Source organism: Pseudomonas sp. 05L36 (genome assembly GCF_056398125.1).
The window spans coordinates 24426-40220 of the sequence record NZ_JBFTOU010000005.1; the positions used below are offsets into that span (position 1 = coordinate 24426).

21 protein-coding genes are annotated in these 15795 nt (G+C 60.3%); 6 read left to right on the forward strand and 15 right to left on the reverse strand.

Annotated features, from left to right (window positions below):
* From AC1DKH_RS07135 to AC1DKH_RS07205, 15 genes are all read right to left on the reverse strand, one after another.
* Positions 1-654, reverse strand: coding sequence for a hypothetical protein (locus AC1DKH_RS07135; RefSeq protein WP_477797817.1), 654 nt, complete (start codon positions 652-654; stop codon positions 1-3).
* Positions 651-971: a head-tail joining protein gene (locus AC1DKH_RS07140; protein ID WP_223546734.1), complete on the reverse strand. Its 321-nt coding sequence runs from the start codon at positions 969-971 to the stop codon at positions 651-653. The genes AC1DKH_RS07135 and AC1DKH_RS07140 overlap by 4 nt, the downstream gene beginning before the upstream one ends.
* A gap of 2 nt (positions 972-973) precedes the next feature.
* Positions 974-1969: a major capsid protein gene (locus tag AC1DKH_RS07145; protein WP_477797818.1), complete on the reverse strand. Its 996-nt coding sequence runs from the start codon at positions 1967-1969 to the stop codon at positions 974-976.
* A gap of 62 nt (positions 1970-2031) precedes the next feature.
* On the reverse strand, positions 2032-2376 hold the full coding sequence (locus AC1DKH_RS07150; protein ID WP_477797819.1) for a head decoration protein: 345 nt from the start codon (positions 2374-2376) through the stop codon (positions 2032-2034).
* Entirely contained in the window at positions 2373-3527 is a 1155-nt protein-coding gene (locus tag AC1DKH_RS07155) for a head maturation protease, ClpP-related (RefSeq protein ID WP_477797820.1), read from the reverse strand. Before AC1DKH_RS07155 ends, AC1DKH_RS07150 begins: the two co-directional genes overlap by 4 nt.
* Entirely contained in the window at positions 3524-5002 is a 1479-nt protein-coding gene (locus tag AC1DKH_RS07160; protein WP_477797821.1) for a phage portal protein, read from the reverse strand. Before AC1DKH_RS07160 ends, AC1DKH_RS07155 begins: the two co-directional genes overlap by 4 nt.
* A complete protein-coding gene (locus tag AC1DKH_RS07165; RefSeq protein ID WP_008048905.1) occupies positions 5002-5208 on the reverse strand; it encodes a phage head-tail joining protein in 207 nt (68 codons plus the stop codon). The genes AC1DKH_RS07160 and AC1DKH_RS07165 overlap by 1 nt, the downstream gene beginning before the upstream one ends.
* Position 5209: 1 nt before the next feature.
* Positions 5210-7225 carry a phage terminase large subunit family protein gene (locus AC1DKH_RS07170; RefSeq protein WP_477797822.1) on the reverse strand — a complete coding sequence of 672 codons (2016 nt, stop codon included), beginning with the start codon at positions 7223-7225 and terminating at the stop codon, positions 5210-5212.
* A 3-nt stretch (positions 7226-7228) separates the two neighbouring features.
* Positions 7229-7831: a terminase small subunit gene (locus tag AC1DKH_RS07175; RefSeq protein WP_477797823.1), complete on the reverse strand. Its 603-nt coding sequence runs from the start codon at positions 7829-7831 to the stop codon at positions 7229-7231.
* 148 nt (positions 7832-7979) lie between these two features.
* On the reverse strand, positions 7980-8327 hold the full coding sequence (locus tag AC1DKH_RS07180; RefSeq protein WP_090453432.1) for a phage holin family protein: 348 nt from the start codon (positions 8325-8327) through the stop codon (positions 7980-7982).
* A gap of 234 nt (positions 8328-8561) precedes the next feature.
* Positions 8562-9044: a hypothetical protein gene (locus AC1DKH_RS07185; protein WP_477797824.1), complete on the reverse strand. Its 483-nt coding sequence runs from the start codon at positions 9042-9044 to the stop codon at positions 8562-8564.
* A gap of 328 nt (positions 9045-9372) precedes the next feature.
* Entirely contained in the window at positions 9373-12069 is a 2697-nt protein-coding gene (locus tag AC1DKH_RS07190) for a DUF5906 domain-containing protein (protein WP_477797825.1), read from the reverse strand.
* Complete coding sequence (locus AC1DKH_RS07195) at positions 12066-12272, reverse strand: TraR/DksA C4-type zinc finger protein (protein WP_477797826.1); 207 nt, start codon at positions 12270-12272, stop codon at positions 12066-12068. The genes AC1DKH_RS07190 and AC1DKH_RS07195 overlap by 4 nt, the downstream gene beginning before the upstream one ends.
* Positions 12265-12753, reverse strand: a complete 489-nt coding sequence (locus tag AC1DKH_RS07200; protein WP_477797827.1) for a phage regulatory CII family protein — start codon at positions 12751-12753, stop codon at positions 12265-12267. The genes AC1DKH_RS07195 and AC1DKH_RS07200 overlap by 8 nt, the downstream gene beginning before the upstream one ends.
* 138 nt (positions 12754-12891) lie before the next feature.
* Positions 12892-13119 carry a YdaS family helix-turn-helix protein gene (locus AC1DKH_RS07205; RefSeq protein WP_477797828.1) on the reverse strand — a complete coding sequence of 76 codons (228 nt, stop codon included), beginning with the start codon at positions 13117-13119 and terminating at the stop codon, positions 12892-12894.
* Positions 13120-13218: 99 nt separating this feature from the next.
* Here AC1DKH_RS07205 and AC1DKH_RS07210 point away from each other — a divergent pair, with 99 nt between their 5' ends.
* The 6 genes from AC1DKH_RS07210 to AC1DKH_RS07235 all read left to right on the forward strand — a co-directional run bounded on the left by AC1DKH_RS07210 (position 13219) and on the right by AC1DKH_RS07235 (position 15761).
* Positions 13219-13965: a S24 family peptidase gene (locus tag AC1DKH_RS07210; protein ID WP_477797829.1), complete on the forward strand. Its 747-nt coding sequence runs from the start codon at positions 13219-13221 to the stop codon at positions 13963-13965.
* Positions 13966-14104: 139 nt separating this feature from the next.
* A complete protein-coding gene (locus AC1DKH_RS07215; RefSeq protein WP_477797830.1) occupies positions 14105-14296 on the forward strand; it encodes a hypothetical protein in 192 nt (63 codons plus the stop codon).
* The gene (locus AC1DKH_RS07220; RefSeq protein WP_477797831.1) at positions 14293-14865 is read left to right on the forward strand and encodes a deoxynucleotide monophosphate kinase family protein; all 573 of its coding nucleotides are present in this window, start codon (positions 14293-14295) and stop codon (positions 14863-14865) included. The genes AC1DKH_RS07215 and AC1DKH_RS07220 overlap by 4 nt, the downstream gene beginning before the upstream one ends.
* A gap of 10 nt (positions 14866-14875) precedes the next feature.
* Positions 14876-15151, forward strand: a complete 276-nt coding sequence (locus tag AC1DKH_RS07225; RefSeq protein ID WP_477797832.1) for a hypothetical protein — start codon at positions 14876-14878, stop codon at positions 15149-15151.
* Entirely contained in the window at positions 15148-15522 is a 375-nt protein-coding gene (locus tag AC1DKH_RS07230; RefSeq protein ID WP_477797833.1) for a hypothetical protein, read from the forward strand. Before AC1DKH_RS07225 ends, AC1DKH_RS07230 begins: the two co-directional genes overlap by 4 nt.
* On the forward strand, positions 15519-15761 hold the full coding sequence (locus AC1DKH_RS07235; RefSeq protein WP_008048881.1) for a pyocin activator PrtN family protein: 243 nt from the start codon (positions 15519-15521) through the stop codon (positions 15759-15761). Before AC1DKH_RS07230 ends, AC1DKH_RS07235 begins: the two co-directional genes overlap by 4 nt.
* Positions 15762-15795: the final 34 nt, after the last annotated feature.

Below are 15795 nucleotides of genomic sequence, written 5' to 3' on the forward strand. Positions count from 1 at the left end.
CTAACTCCTCAGGTACTTTTGCAGCTCGAAATTGAGCTCCTGCTGCAGGATCTGCAGCAAACGTTCGTCCGCCTTGCGCACCCAGCTTTCGAAGTGTGGTCGCGCCTGTTCCAGGGACACTTTGGCCTTGGCCAGTGGAAACCGGCTGCCGTTTTCAGCAACCCACCCCGAACTCGGACCGCGCCCTGAGGACACCGTACTGTCGGGATAGTCGTCCGCATCGAAATGCTTGCTCGCCGTGCGGATCCAGATATCGGGCTTGTTGCCGTAGACCTGTTTGAGGAACGCCCCCTGGTAACGCCGCCCGGCCACCGACACGCCGCTGCCCGTCTGTCGCGCGCGGCCGATCCGGCTGGACTCGATGGTGTTCAAGCCAAACCACAGCTTGCCGCTCATGGCTCCACCGGTGACCGGGTAGCTGCGCAACCGTTGACGCACCGCCGCGACGGCGATGCGCTCCTGCCGACTGACCGCCCGGGCGATGTGCGTGCGCAACCAACCCAGCGTCTTGTTGATCGCGCGACGATGCGCGGCAGCAGCTGCCTTGGGCACCACCTTGGCGAACTCCTGGAACGCTTGCAGATCCGCCGACGAAGACTGGATGGTGACCATCCCACCACCGGCCGAGGACTTGTAATAGCTACCGAAGCTCATGCACGCATCCTCAGGATCAAAGCGACCAAACCGTCACCGCTGGGCTCCAGCTGCAGCAGGTCATAGTCGCCACCGCCGTCCAGGGCAGGTAAATCGATACTGACCAACAGGCCCGGCTCCAGGCCGTGGGAATCGCTGACCCGGATTTCGAAACGAGGCTCACGCAACCCGGTGTTGAGTTTGCCGAACTTCGGCTGCAGCCAGGGCGCCGCGAACATGCCGAGGACCGGCTCGTCCCGACCTTCGATCCGTGCGCTGTCGCCCAGCGTTTCGAACACCACCGCGTCAACCTCGGCGACCAAGTCGCGGAACGCCACGGTCAGAGTTCCAGAAGGATCTGCGCCCGTGGCCGCGTGCACAGGTGCAACGGGTTGGACTGGGCTTCACCGGCCACGCCTTTGTTGAACGGCAACGGCTCCAGCATGCTGTAGTACGGAATGCCCTGAGTGTTGACCGTTTCCATGTAGTCGGCCGGTGCGAACACCGAGATGTACAGATCCGGCACACCTTCAGGGACCAGCAGCGCCTTGTCATCGTGAACAAACGACACGCCGGCCACCTTGCCACGGTAGCGCTCCCAGATAATGCCGCCGAACTCAAAACTTTCCCGGGCATCACCACGCAACGCAGCCGCCTGCTGACTGTTCAGGTAGGTTTCCTTGACCGACTTATGAACGATCAGCTTGTTCCAGAAGTTTTTGCCGCAGAAGGCACGGGAACTGGTGCTGGTGACGCTACCCAGCGCGTCCTCCTGCATGTCCAATGCTTCGCCGCACTTAACCCGTAGCTCGGTGTTCTGATCCGCCAAGCCCATGGGAAAGGTTTGACGCGACACACCGAAACGATCATAGAGGTCCAACAGCACCGTCGAACCATCGGCATCGAGAATCAGGCCGTTGAGCGCACCCATGCGCTGGAATTCATGCGTCGCATCCAGCTGACGGCGCGCTTTGGCCAGACGGGCATTGACCACGTCCTGCACTGCCTGCAGTTCGGTGCGAGTACCGAAGGCACGAATGCCCTGGATCTCGTCAGCCTTGATGGTGAAGCGCTCCGGCAGGTGAACAGTGTTGAACGGGATCAGGTTGCGCTTGCTGGCCGCAACTACCAGACCCGAGCCACCCCGCTCACCGGCAGGCACCAGCGCCAAGGTGTCGCCATCCTTTTCGATCTGTACGGTCAGGGTGGTGATGCCTTCCTCACGGAACAGGCCCAGGGCACTGATGCGACCCGGCAGGTAGGGTTGGTCATTGAGTGCAGCGGTCAGCGCGGTAACAGTGAACGCTTCGTCGTCAAAAATGGCGATCTCGGCCATGGGTACTCTCCAGAAATGAAAAACCCCGCACAAAGCGGGGTGCATGAAGTTGGGTGATCGACTTAGCGAACGATCAGAAAATGAGTGGCCAGCGCTTTTTCAGCGTCCAGATCCAACCCGGTCAGATGCGCTTCGCTGACTTCCGCCAACCGCACCACCGCACGCCCTCGACGCACCACATCCGACTCGCCCAATGGACCGAAGAGAATGGCGACGGCGGTCTCGCTGCCGTCTTCTGCAGCCGGAGCGTACGGTGCGAACACGCCCGTGGCCGTTACCAAGCCAAGGATCTGGCCCGGGTCCAGGGCGGGACCGGCGGCGACGTTGATCGCTTCCCGCGAGATGTTCCCGCCCCCTTCGGACAACAGAAACTCACCGGCGTGGATCGGTTCTTTTTTGATAGTCATGCTCTTGCTCCTTTCGCGCCATGCGCAGTTCCAGATTGAGCGGCTTGTCGAGCGGCCCAGATCGAAGTGGGATCAGGTTGTTTAGCCTGCACCTGCGGTGCCGGGTCATTGTTCAGTGGCAAGCTGTTGTCAATTTCGAAGCCCTTGCCGCTGCTGACGATCTTGTCGAACAGACGCGCTCGAACCGCCGCAACGTCCAGGCCCGCCGCGACATACTCGACGCTGAACTCCGGCAAGCGCGCAGCCACACACAGGTCGTTCACGGCCTTGGCCCGCGTCAGGCCAGCCTGGACGATCTCTTCACTTTCAAGCCGGGTGGAGCTGAGCAGCGGCTCGATCAGGTTGCTGATGCCTGACTCGGCGCATCGCTGGGTGATCATCAGGGCCAACTTGGCCGAATCGATCACGGGCGGAGTCAGTGGTGGATCGTCCGGCTCTAACTCGGGATCCGGCTCGGGTGGCTCGTCGAATTGAGCCAGTAGTTCGGCCGGCGTGTGCTGGTAACGCTGCAACACGGCGCCCTGCCCGAGACAAGCCTTCACCTTGACACCGTCACCGACTTCATCGGCCAGCCCCAGGGCTACCGCTTCACTGGCAGTCAACCAAGTTTCAGCGGCGACCAGACGCCGCAACTCCTCCTCATCGATGTCCGGCGCCTTGGCCTTGTAGGCCGCAATGATGGCCTCCATCGTCTGATCGAGGACATCGGCCACCTTGCGGAAGTCTTCGGCATCACCGGCGGCGTAGGTCCACGGGTTGTGGATCATCAGCATGGCGTTGGACGCGATCACGACGCGGTTTGCGCCGCACACCGCCACGCTGGCGGCACTGGCCGCCAACGCGTCGATGCGACCGGTACAGCGTTCACCCAAACGCGACAACGCGTTGTGCATCGCCAGCCCGTCGAACAGGTCGCCACCGATGCTGTTGAAGGCGGCGATCACCGGTGACACACCATCGTCCATGGCGCGCAAGTCCTGCACGAACTGGTTGGCAGTGATACCCCAGCCGCCGATCTCGCCATAGACAAACACTTCGATGACCCGCTCGGCAGCCTCGCCGCTGGCCTGCAGCGCGTACCAGGTCTTGTCCTGCACCGGCACGCGCTTGCCCGCCCGGTTATAAACGCGTGGCCGCGCCTTCTTGCTCATGGTTGCTCCTTTTCGTCGACGGGGACGAACGCTTCAAGAGTGGTGTAATTGAGGCCAAGGGTTGTGGCCCGGGCCAGATCGGCGGCGTTTTCCGCGTCGACCGTTTCGGCGTCATAGCCGGTACGCAGGACCATTTCACTGCGCGAGGCGAAGCCGGCCTGTACTTCCATCCGTCGCGCCTGCACGTCCTGCACCGGCTGGATGTAGGCCCAGCCTTGCGGTACCCAACGGGTGCGCAGGTATTCACGGCGCCGCAGGGCGTAGTCATCCAGCTGGAGGACACCTGACAGCACCGCCATGTCCATCCAGGCCGCCCGGACCGGGCGACACAACTGGTGCACGTAAACGCTGAACTGCAGCTGTTCCAGGCGGCGCCGAAACTCGTTGAGCACCACCCGCAGCGCCCGGTCGTTGACCTCGCGCATGTCGCCGGTGAGGATTTCGTACGGCGTCCCGGTCCCCGCTGCAGCTGCCATCAGCTGCTGTCGCATAAAGTCGGGATAGTTGTTGCCGGCGTCCGGTGGCTTGGAAAACTCGACCTCTTCACCGGGTCCCAACTCCTGCATGGTGCCGGGCTCCAGGGCGACCATCGGCGTGAATCCGTCGCGGTCCAGGCTCAGCGGTTGGCCGGTGACCGGATCCCTCGGTACGGGGCCGGAGTCCGGCGCTGGCCGGCTGATAAAGCCGGCAAACAGGTTGGCCACTTCTTGCCGGAACAGCACCGCGTCGTCGTAGTTATCGAGGCTGCGTAGACGCTTGAGCACCGGCGACAAGCGCGGCACGCCGCGCAACTGGCCCGGTTCGACCGGCTCGAAGATGTGCAGTACCTGGGTGGCCGGCACTCGCACCAGCTGGTTGTAACCCGCATTCAGCGACGAGGCATCGCGTGGATGCGCCAGGTACATCCAGTACGCCACGCGCTTGCCGCCGGGGGTGAACTCGATGCCGGCGCGGATAAAGTTGCCATCACGGGTGGTCTCGAACTTGTCATGCGGGACAAACTCCGGGGCCAGGATTTGCAGCTGCAACGGCACCGCGAGGCCTTCGTCCAGGCCGCGCGGACGCAATCGAACAAAACATTCGCCCGAGGTTTCCACCGTGCGGGCCACCAGCGCCTGCTGACCGTTGAAGTCGGTGCGCTCGTCGGCGTCCGACTCATCGACCCAGTCATCCCAGAGTTCCTGCAGCAGTTTGCGCAGGGCTTCGTTGTCGGTTTTCGGCCGCGGTGTGATGCCGGTACCGATCAGGTTGCTGACACGCTTGTCGATCACGTTGTAGGCGTACGGGTCATTGCGAACCGCTGCCCGCGACCGTGAGCGCAGATTGCGCATGGCCGGGGTGTTGATGCTGTTGATCCCGTTGTCCGGCGCATCCCAGCCAGTGGATCGACGGCCCTCTCCGGCGCCTTCGTAACTGGCCTTGATGTTCGACGGCAACACGAATCCGTTACGGGTTAGCGTCGGATAGCGGGCCATTAAAGTCCTTTGCCTCCGTGGCAAAGCCGAACGACGCGGGAGCGCGGTCCGGCTGAGTTCACCAGCGAGGTGCGGATTTCGTCGCGTGCTTTAAGCAGCTCGTCGACAGAGCGGTATTCCACGGTGCGGTCGGTGTAGCGCACGGTTTTTTCACCGCGCGCGATGGCCGCCTCAACCGCATCGAGGTGCTTTTGGGTAAATGACATATCAGCGTCTCTTCAGGTAACCGCTGCTGGAACTGCGGCGTTGAGGTGGCGGAGCTGCAGGTCGCGATGGCACGACGGATGCAGCGGATTGCGAAGCCGGTACGACAGCGGCTGTAGCCTGCTCGGTGTTGCTGAGGCGCTCGCCTTGCACGGGCTTGATACCCAGCGCGTCGTCGAACAAGCCTGACTGCGCCAGAGACTGACGCACCCGCTCCCAGTCGTGTTCCTTGTAGCGGTTGAGGCCCAGGTAATGCGCCATGGCCAGGCAGTACACCATCAGGTCGAGCGCTTCGTTGCGCTCGGCCTTGCCCTTGACCCATTCGATACGCTTGTGACCACGGATGTAGCGCGCCACCTTGCGCTCCGCGACGCACTGATCGAAGAAATCGTCGGGCAGGTCATTGGCGAAGTGCAATGCACCCGGGCCGGCTTCGAATGGATAGCGGTTGTAGATCCAGTCCTTTGCCGTATCGGTACCGACGAACCACAGCTCGGCGCCGTTACGTTCGGTCTGGCCTTTCCAGGTCACGTCGACCATGGACGGACGCTGAGCGATGACCGGTTTTCCTGGCTTGCTGGCACCCTTGATGGCGAACACGTTGCGCCAGCGGCGAACGCGGCAGAACTGGTACACCTCATCGGTGTGGTGACCACCAGAGTCGACCGCTACTGCAAGAATGCCGAGACCGACACCGCATGGATGGCGGTACTTGGCCTTGAGCAGTTCGTCCAGTGCGGCCCAGGTGCGCTCATCGGCGGGGTCGCCCGAGACGATCTGGTAGTCGATGACCCAGCGCTCCATGCCGACGCCCCAGCCCATGGCCATGAACTCCAGGCGATTGGCCTGAACGTCGACGGCACCGGTGATCATCAGCACCGCCGCCGGCATCGACCCCAGTCCGAAGAGTTCCAAGCGCGCCCGTGCTCGTAGCACATTGGCTTTGGTCTGCTCTTGAGCCGCGTCCCAAACCTTCGCCAAACGGGTGTTGTAAAACACCTGCATGGGTTCCAGATCGCCTTTCGCCTGGGCCTTTTTGGCCTTCTCGAATTGCTTGGCCAGCGATTTCCAGTCCATCCAACCGAGGGGCGAATACAGCGCGTTGAGGTGAAACCCGACTGTCTCACCATCGCCTTCGGCGTGGGCACGCCACTCGCCGTTGGCGAGCATTTCGCCCTTGTGGAACTCCTCAATCAGCACATCACAATCAGGGCCGGCGCACTGGTAGTGCACGACGCTGAAATCCTTCGAGTAATGCAGGCGCTCCCATTCCAGGGTTTGCATGTGGCCGCAGCTCGGACACGGCACGTAGTAGTGACGCTGGTCACTGCCGTCGAACAGGTCGGAAATTCGCGACGCGCCCTTGATCGTGGGCGAGCTGGAAAAGTAGAACTTGGCGTTGCGACCGAAGGTACTGCCCCGGGTTTCCGCCAGCTCGATGGGGTCGCCCTCCTCGCCGATGTCCACTTCCCAGCGGTCGATCTCGTCGCCGTACACGTAGCGCGCCGACAGCTCCGACAAGTTGGCCGCCGAGCCGGCGGTAGTGACGTACAACGTCCCGCCCTCGAATTCCTTGGTGTCCATGGTATTGCGCGAGTCGCGGGAGCGGTTAGCCGCGACTCGCTCGCGCAATACCGGTGTTGCCTTGATGGTTTTGCTGATCCGCGACGACACCCGTTTGGCCAGACCCAGGCTGGGCAGCAGCGCCAGGATGTTCGACGGCGCCATGTGCATCAGACCACCGATCCAGTTCAGACCAATCTGGGTTTTCATCAGCTGCGACGCGACCATGGTGATCACGCGCTTGCACGGGTGAGCCGGCGACAGGCAACGCATGGGTTCGCGGGCATACGGTGTGCGCGAAGTCCGGTACTGGCCGGGCTCAGCGGCGCCGGTGTCACGCGGGATCCGCATGTACTCATCGGCCCACTGATCGATCCAGACATCCGGGTCGGGTCGCAGCCCACGGAAATACGCCTCGCGGTACACCTCTGCACCGTCAGGAATGTCCGTGGGCATAGGTCAACTCGTAGTCAGTGCATGTTCTAGGTCCGCTGAGGACATGCGCTCGGCATCCTCCAGCGAGCGACGGATCGCCGTCGTCAGGTGCTTTTCGATTTCCCAAGGGTCGGTCATGGACGCCAGTTCGGGAGCCAGCTGCGGAGGCATGCCCAGCAATTGATCGCGCAACATGCGGCCAGCGTTGTAAGCGCCCGTCTGCACCGCCGTTGCGAACACCAGTGAGCCCTTGGCCTTGTGCAACTCGATCTCGGCGAGCTGTGCCAGGCTGTGTTCGCGCAGTGCGCGGGCTTTCTGGAAATCCGGCAACTGCCCGGCTGGCACAATCACTGGCGGCGGCGCAGCCATTGAAGTTGGTTCGACCTGACTGGACAGCTGGCTGTACACGTCACGCTGCAGCCGATCCTGATGATGCCGATCAGCAACGGCGGCTTTGCTCGGGTCAGCGGTGTCGCGAATCAACGCTTCGCTGGCCATGACATCCACTTGCTTACCATCGGCGGTGAGTACCAGACGGTTGTTGTTTTTCAACCAGGTGATGTAGCTGGGTGCCCTGCCGATTCGGGCCGCGAAGGCGCTCTTTGACAGGTACATTGGTTCTGTCATAAGCCCTCCTTTTCAACGGCTTTTCAATGCAAACCTTTCGATTTCAATGGATTGAATTTCAGTAAGTTGGCAACCCTGCCGCTAACACTTTCCCGCGGGTTTGCGACCCCGTACCCGCCGGATAACCCCAGGGTCCCCGGCGATTTCATCACTGCCCGCCACCGCTCGGAGGGACCTCGCAGATCCCAGCCCGTTTCGCCAGCCACCGAGCGTACAACCCGCTGGCCACATCGGCACCGAGACAAGCCACCACACTCCCAATCGCTGCAGCGGTCATCAGACTGCAACCCAGCGCCGTGGCGAGCAACACCGTTGCCAGACCAAATACCGCCGAAGCACCGAAGCGCAATAGCACCCGCTTGATCAACACCGGCACCGCCATCCCTGCCGCATCAGCGCGCCACATCTCCCCTGTTAAACCGGCGAGCGCCACCAGAATCAGTAGCCAGGTTGGAAGATTGGCCAGCGACTGCTGCATCTCCTGTTCAGTCGACATTCGTTGCCTCCTCGGCAATGGAAGAAATAAACCTATGTCTCGGGCGTAACTGGCGGCCCAAGCCAGGGCCGGCAGCAAGAATGAAAAACCCCGCCGAAGCGGGGTTGGGTGACCGGCGCAGGGAGGGCCGGGTGAAGCTGCACAGCACGTGCGAGGTCAGCGCCAAGGCGCAAGTTCCATATCGTGGGGACTTTTTACCCCCTGAGTACGGAACCGAAAAGAGGTCATTTTCGGTCATCCGACTCGACGCAACTTTGACGCAACTTTGAGTAGACTTTGAGGCAAAACGCCCCGACCAGCGGTAAGCCACTTACGGGCGTCAGCACGCTCGACCAGCACTTCCAGCAGCCGCTCATGCAGACGGTGCACCTGGTCGTAGTAAGTCTGTTTCGCTCTCGACTCCATCCCAAGCAGATGCAACTGCATCAGCCAGGTTGGCGCCGGATCATCGCCGTAACGCAGGCCCGCCAACCGCATCAGCCGATCACCCTGCTCACCCTGACGCCCGATCTCCGACAGAGCGGCGGCGATCTCTTGTGCAACTGCATCAGGCCCTGCTCCAGCGCCGAGGATGACTCGGGACCCGGGCGTGCCGCGTGGGGCGCAGCCACCCCACTCCATGATCGTTGCCATTGGGCTACCCATGCCGCCGCTTTCGCCATTGAGCCGAAGTTGCTCGCCCCAGTGCTTCAGCAGTACTTCCATTGCCTCGATCATCGCCCTACTCCCCCGAAAACCGAACCCGACACAGAAAGCACCCACCCCGACACAAACCCAACACAAACAAAACCCTTTAAAATCAATAGCTTTAATCGAGTTGTGTTTAGTGTGTTGGGTTTGTTGAGTATTTCCGTTCTCGCATGAAGAAAATAATCAGCCATCAGAAACCGAACATCTAACGTCACGCATGCGCGCATGCGTAGCGAAACCCAACACACCCAACACAAAGCCCGCAAACTGCCGAAATAGAAGGTTCCAGTCTGTGTGAGGTATCCGAAATCAACCCAACACACACCCGACACACCCGACACACTTTTAGATGTAGTCATGCGGCAGCCGCCTTGATGTGGTCCCAACCGTCCACATGCCAGCCCGCGAGCTTCGCCTTGGCCCGCCAGTTTTCGACCTGCTTGCCCAGCTCGGCCGCCTTCAGTGATGGGGGCGGGGAAGCGTCCGGATCGACAGGAAAGAAGAACGCGCCAAAGCGCCGATTGTTGCCGTCGGTCCAGGGAATCGCGCGGGTTTTATCGACCTCAGAACTGATGAACAGCGAGAACTTCGTCTGACTCATCACATGCTCTTTGTTGCGCTGACACCATTCGAGGAACAGCGAATAGAGGTCGGTCGACAGACACGGCCCCCAAAGCCCCTGACCCAGCTCGCTGTACTTCCACAGATGCAAGAACGTCTGCCATCCAGCCCGACTCAAGGCCACCAGGCGCTCACGTGCGTCCGTCGATGGCGGTCGCGTCCGCTGGTTGAAGTCGCCCAGATCGACCGACAACAACCAACCGTACAGCGCCGCGACGCCACCCTGTTCCAGCTCCCGCCCGATTGCCTTTTGCCGCTCGACCGGCAAGGTTTCCATAGGCCACATCACCAACATCCGCCGGTCACTGTCGCTGATCGGCCACGGCAAAATTTCGTTGCTCAGGAACACCGCGTTCATATGGTTGGCTTCCTCCCAACCGTTGATGAACTTCGATTCCATCCGCACCGTCTTGCCGGTGATCAGGTGCTTGATCTTGCCCACTTGGTTGTATCGCTGATCGCGACTCACTACCTCTTCAAACACCGACCACAATTTTCGGCTTTGCCAGGCGTTGAAGTTGCTCTCCAGCTGCGTCTGACCGACCGTGGCCGCGTACTGGCCGTACAACATACCCAGTGCATCTGCGAACAGCAGGCTTTTGCCTGAGCCCTCCATGATCGAGTGCATCAGCACGGCGGTGTCCATCTTGGCGCCCAGGTGTTGCAAGGGGTACGCCAGCCAGCGGGTCAACCATTGGTGCGCCGCTTCATCGTGGTTGCACAAAAACGAAATCAGCCAACGCAGATTGGCGCAGGCTTCGTCATCCCTGACCGGTTCGAGCGGTAGGCCATCAAAGGTATTGATGTACACCGCAGGATCCTTGCTCATGGTCGGATCAAACACGATATGTTCGACATCCACAGTGCGCCGCTCACTGCTGTTCAGCCACAGCGGATAAGTGTCGCCCAGCGCCATCTTCACCGCGCCCTCGGCAATACGCCGCTTCTTTTCCCGATCCCAGACGTCCTTGGTGCCGTCGATGTACACGTATCGGTCAGTCGGTGGCATGCCGAACACACCGCCCTTCTTGCCCGCCATGCGCCGCGTTTGCTCGATGTCGCGGACGTGATCATCCGCAATCAACCGTTTGCCCATGTCATCCAGCCACGCCTTCGCAAGTGGCTTGCCCACCCGAGCTTCAAATGCGGCCTTCTTCATCACCCGCGACTGATCGCAGTCCCACACTTGCGTGGTGCCCTCGACCAACGCAAAACGCCGCAACAACTGGTCAAGCGTCAGCGACTCCCCCGCGCCCCCGTCAGGAGCTGGAGCGGCCTCGCTGATGTCGTCGTTCGCACAGCTCGGCTCGCTCATCTCATCGGATGGGGGCGGGGGAAGATCCCGCGGGTCAGGCCGAGATGAACGCTGCATACCCAACATACGCGCGGCATCCTTCACCGCCTTCGACTGGTCGCCACCGTGCTCGAGTAAACAGAACACCTCGAAGGCGTCATTCTGATGCCCGTTCGCAAGCGGATCGGCACCGTGGTGGGAGTAGACCTTGCCCTCACTGATCGTCACGCCGGGCAGCCCAGTGCTGCTCTGCGGGTAAAGCCACTTGCTGCCCCGCTTGATGTAGCCGTGGCTACGCAGCAGCTCCTCAATGTCGTGGCAGCGGTTGAACTCATCGATCACCGACGGCTGCTTACCCGCAGCCGGCGCTGAACGCTTATTGACCTTCGCCGGCGGCACGGTTGCCTTGATCGCCCACGGGCACGCTGCCTCTGCATCACGCTTGAAGATGTCCCAGTTTTGCCAGATAGCCAGCAGGTCGACAGTCAGCGTCGGCAAACCGTCCGTGGCGCTGGGCGGCGTCCGCCAGGTGTAAGGCTTGCCGGTACCCGGATGAATCGAAGGAGGGAACACGTCCTGTACCAGGCCAGCACGCAGTTCGAACACCGTGAAGCGCTTGTACTCTTCAGCCTCCGTGCGTGCTGCAGCCTCCCCGACACCATCGCTCTGCTCTTTCGCAGCCTTGGCTTTGTCCATCAGGCCTTTGTGAATCGAACCGTCAGGGTCTTTTTCATTCGGCCATGAGAGAGAATGCCGGGTCAGCTCAATGCCGTCCGGCATTTTGAACATCACCCGGAAGCGCACTGGGTTACCAACAATCGTCGGATACACCAACGCCATGGCATCCAGATCGACACCCAGCAGCTCGTACAACACATGCCGCGTCCATTGAACGTCGTCGACATCCAGCGAACAGACACGGCTCGGTCCAAGCACGACGCCGAGGTTGTGATTAGGGTTTCGTTGCCAGAATGCTTCAGCGGCGGCGGCATCAGTGATGTAACCGCCGGGTTTGTTCCACCCCAGGCCCTTTGGGGCTTTTTCACCTGGCTCGATGGCGACCAGGGCGAGATCGAAAGTAGTGATGTAACGTTTTGCCCATGTGGCGATGGCTAGTCCTTTGGCCGATTCACTCATCGCCGAGCCTCCCGTAACCCCTGGCAGTGAACGCAGGTTTCGCAACCCTCAATCGTCTGCTGTCGAAGCAACGGGATAGGGTCATCACAATCCTCGCAGAATTGCGCGCTGACGCGATTCGAAGGAACGCGGCGACTACGGTGAAGGGCAACGTCGAGCAGGTATTGCGCCTGGTCGTTGGCGCGATCGATTTCATCAGCCATGGACACGATCCTCCATCGCCTGACGAGCACCCGCCATGATGCCGAGGACTTCACGGATCACGTCCATACCCTGCTTCTCGAGATCGAGTACTTCGTGAAGCTCCCACACGTTGTCGGCAGCACCATCGTGCATCGCGGCCACGAACTCCCCCGTCTCACCGAGTAATTTGCCAACGGCTTTCAAAGCATCCCGGGTTGCCGGTACCGGCACCGGGCGATACCACACCGCACCCGCTGGACGCATCAGCGCGTCAAGCAAACGTGAGTCGCCGGTCAGCCGGATCACTTCCTCAAGCTCATCAGGGTTCAGCCAGCGGCGTTCTTCATCGAGTTTGAGTTTCTTCTGGAGGGTGTCGTTGTCCAACACCATGTCAAAGGCAAGGGCGGTAATTCCGCCCTTGTAGTCACGACCAGCGCGATAAATCGCCTGGCGCAAAGGAAGAACCGGACCAGCGTCCGGCAAAAGATCTGTGCGACTCATAACCGTAAATCCCCCATTTACGGTGTAGCCATAAGACGGGGCAATCCCTATCCTACAACCACGACCGATGTACATGTGCTGTGTGTCGTCGTAGCTGGGCTGGGGGATCTTTGGTGAGAGGCCCCAGCCCGGCACCTTTTAAGCAGCTTTGGAACCGCGAAGGTAAGCCCAGTCAATGTCTGCACGAAGTTGCTCGCAAGTGACTGATCCAGCCGACTCTCGCTCAATGCCCACCGCCAAAGCAGCGCCGGCTCGGCGGTTACTGTAAGCGACCTGCTTCAACTGGCCTACTGACGTACCGCAACGGCCCGCGAATGCATCCAGCGCGGCCTTATCAAGACTCTTCAAATACTCGTGCAAGGTCATATGCACCTCCTTCTGAATGCCGAGATTAGCAACTGCTAATGCTTTCAGCAATAGCAAAGTGTAATTTACTGTTTGCTAACGGAAAGCGATGATTGGGGAATGGATATAAAGAAGATGCGAATTCAGGTGCTGCGCGACTTGATGGGCGAAAAAACCCAGAAAGAGTTTGCCGACCTATACAACCTAGATGCCTCATACCTGTCGCAATTGCTCAACGGGCATAGATCGCTTGGCGAAAAAGCGGCTGCGAATCTTGAAGCGAAAATTGGCCTTGCTGAAGGCACGCTAACGGTGCCCTCCGTCTCGATGCGCTCTACCACATCCGGAGCGCCGCAAAAGCCAGAGAATGAAATCGTCCAAAGCAATGCCGAGTATCTCGGCCCCATTGATGTTTGGGACGACGATACCCCCTTGGATGATGACGAGGTCTACGTGCCGTTTCTTAAGGAAGTTGAATTGTCTGCTGGGAGCGGCAGAACCGCTGTACATCAGTCGCACAAGCAAAAACTTCGATTCGGCAAAATGACCCTGAGGCGACAAAACGTCCAAGCAAATGAAGCAGTTTGCGTCACTGTTAACGGCAACAGCATGGAGCCTGTTCTCCCTCACGGCAGCACCGTAGGAGTTGATCAGGGGTGCACAGCCATTACTGACGGTAAAATGTACGCGCTGAATCATGGCGGGCAGTTGCGAGTTAAAACTCTGTACCGGTTACCTGGTGGAGGCATCAGGATGCGCAGCTATAACCGGGAAGAACATCCCGACGAAGAGTACAGCGCGACCGAGTTGCTCAAAAACGAGATCATTGTGATCGGGAAAGTCTTCTGGTATTCCGTATTGCTGTAACCGCCCCGAGCAACAAAGAACCCGCCATGTGCGGGTTTTTTTTCGCCAATGAAAATTAAATTAGCATCTGCTATTGCATGTTTATTTAGCTATTGCTAATTTTGGTCTCGTATCTACCTCTCACCAAAGAGTACGAGCCATGCAAACCACACAGCACATCAACACCCGCTGCCCTGTTTATCTACACCCGGCAGCAGCGACCAGCCGCGCAGCCGTAATCGCCATTCAGCAAACGACTGGCCTGCTCGTCATCACCAATGTACGCAGCAAGGCTGCAGCACAGCTCATCGCTAGCACCGACACTTCCCCATGGGGAGGTGACGCAGCATGAAGCAACTATTGATCGGGCTCGCCGGCCGCGCACGCACCGGCAAATCCACTGCCGCCAATCACCTGGCCAACGTTCACGGCTTCCAGACCTACGCATTCGCAGACCCGCTCCGCGAAGGTCTGATGAACATCTTCAACCTGAGTCCGTGCGACTTTGACGACGATCGCAAAGAGCAGCCCATCGGCTGGCTCGGTCGCTCAGCTCGCGAGCTGATGCAGTCCATGGGCACCGAATGGGGCCGCAACATGGTCCACCCAGAGCTATGGCTGCTACTGGCCGAACAGAACCTCGAATTCCTAGGCCAAGCGCACGACACCGCGACCGGTTTCGTCATCAGTGATCTGCGTTTTGAGAACGAAGCCGACTTTGTCCGCAAGCGTGGCGGCATCGTGATCCACGTCCTTCGACCTGACGCGACAGAGGTCAATCCACACGTCAGCGAAACGGGCATCGGCATTCAGGACAACGACCTAGTGCTGCACAACGAAGGCGCGCTCGCCGACCTTTTTGGACAGCTCGACGAGTTCTTCGGCGCTCTGACGGCCCGCCCTGACAACGCCGCAGCCTGAGGACCGCGCCATGAATCGCACCCTGGACGAAACGGCAGCCGTACTCGGCCTCAAGCCCCGCGCCTTCCGCACCAGGTTGCGGGAGCTGGGAATCCTCACCAACAACGGCGAGCTCGCCTGCAAACACCGCGATCGCGGTTACCTGTTCTCCGACCCACGCAGTACCTGGGTCCCTGCCATCAAGCAGCACCGCCACTACGCGGTGGTGATGGTGAAAGAAGCAGGCGTTGAGTGGGTCGCCAAGAAACTGAACATCACCATTACGCACAAGGACGCCGCAGCATGAGCCAGAACGCCATTACCCAAGCCATCGGCGCACTGAAGCTGGTTCCGATGTTTCTCAACCATCCGACCGTCATCAGCCGCGCCACACTAATAGGCGCGTCAGCCGAAGCGGTACAGCTTTTGGAGTCGCTGCCACCAGTCAGCGCTGAGCTGGCTGAGGTATTTCGCTGTGTCGACGCAATCATTGGCGAGGGGCAAATCGCTTACGTCACGCCGACTAAATCGCCGGAGTACCCCTACGGCGCCGTCGTCGCCGACCAACGCGGCAACATCTGCGCAGCAGCAATGGGCAAAAGCAAAGAAGGCCTCGCCGAACTGATCCGCCTCAAGTTGCTGCCCCCATCGGAGGGGTTCGGGGAGGACGCGGCATGAGCAACACCCTCGACCAACTTCGGCGCCAGTTCGCGACACCGTGCCCGACACTCGCAGCCGTTCGCGAGCACTACTTCTCGCACATCCGCACCGATCGCTACCTGCTGGCCGAGATCAAAGCCGGCCGAATTGCGCTGGTTGTGAATCGGCTACACGGGTCCGCTCGCGCGCAGCGGGTGGTGTACCTGCACGACCTGGCTGACTTTCTCGACGCGCAAGCAGCGAAGCAAGCAGCCTGATTCACGGTGGTCCCTGCCGTCCAGGGGCAAACAA

Coding starts and splice junctions, on each gene's coding strand:
- AC1DKH_RS07135 (WP_477797817.1), bottom strand. CDS start 654: ATGAGCTTCGGTAGCTATTACAAGTCCTCGGCCGGTGGTGGGATGGTC.
- AC1DKH_RS07145 (WP_477797818.1), bottom strand. CDS start 1,969: ATGGCCGAGATCGCCATTTTTGACGACGAAGCGTTCACTGTTACCGCG.
- AC1DKH_RS07150 (WP_477797819.1), bottom strand. CDS start 2,376: ATGACTATCAAAAAAGAACCGATCCACGCCGGTGAGTTTCTGTTGTCC.
- AC1DKH_RS07155 (WP_477797820.1), bottom strand. CDS start 3,527: ATGAGCAAGAAGGCGCGGCCACGCGTTTATAACCGGGCGGGCAAGCGC.
- AC1DKH_RS07160 (WP_477797821.1), bottom strand. CDS start 5,002: ATGGCCCGCTATCCGACGCTAACCCGTAACGGATTCGTGTTGCCGTCG.
- AC1DKH_RS07165 (WP_008048905.1), bottom strand. CDS start 5,208: ATGTCATTTACCCAAAAGCACCTCGATGCGGTTGAGGCGGCCATCGCG.
- AC1DKH_RS07170 (WP_477797822.1), bottom strand. CDS start 7,225: ATGCCCACGGACATTCCTGACGGTGCAGAGGTGTACCGCGAGGCGTAT.
- AC1DKH_RS07175 (WP_477797823.1), bottom strand. CDS start 7,831: ATGACAGAACCAATGTACCTGTCAAAGAGCGCCTTCGCGGCCCGAATC.
- AC1DKH_RS07180 (WP_090453432.1), bottom strand. CDS start 8,327: ATGTCGACTGAACAGGAGATGCAGCAGTCGCTGGCCAATCTTCCAACC.
- AC1DKH_RS07185 (WP_477797824.1), bottom strand. CDS start 9,044: ATGATCGAGGCAATGGAAGTACTGCTGAAGCACTGGGGCGAGCAACTT.
- AC1DKH_RS07190 (WP_477797825.1), bottom strand. CDS start 12,069: ATGAGTGAATCGGCCAAAGGACTAGCCATCGCCACATGGGCAAAACGT.
- AC1DKH_RS07195 (WP_477797826.1), bottom strand. CDS start 12,272: ATGGCTGATGAAATCGATCGCGCCAACGACCAGGCGCAATACCTGCTC.
- AC1DKH_RS07200 (WP_477797827.1), bottom strand. CDS start 12,753: ATGAGTCGCACAGATCTTTTGCCGGACGCTGGTCCGGTTCTTCCTTTG.
- AC1DKH_RS07205 (WP_477797828.1), bottom strand. CDS start 13,119: ATGACCTTGCACGAGTATTTGAAGAGTCTTGATAAGGCCGCGCTGGAT.
- AC1DKH_RS07210 (WP_477797829.1), top strand. CDS start 13,219: ATGGATATAAAGAAGATGCGAATTCAGGTGCTGCGCGACTTGATGGGC.
- AC1DKH_RS07215 (WP_477797830.1), top strand. CDS start 14,105: ATGCAAACCACACAGCACATCAACACCCGCTGCCCTGTTTATCTACAC.
- AC1DKH_RS07220 (WP_477797831.1), top strand. CDS start 14,293: ATGAAGCAACTATTGATCGGGCTCGCCGGCCGCGCACGCACCGGCAAA.
- AC1DKH_RS07225 (WP_477797832.1), top strand. CDS start 14,876: ATGAATCGCACCCTGGACGAAACGGCAGCCGTACTCGGCCTCAAGCCC.
- AC1DKH_RS07230 (WP_477797833.1), top strand. CDS start 15,148: ATGAGCCAGAACGCCATTACCCAAGCCATCGGCGCACTGAAGCTGGTT.
- AC1DKH_RS07235 (WP_008048881.1), top strand. CDS start 15,519: ATGAGCAACACCCTCGACCAACTTCGGCGCCAGTTCGCGACACCGTGC.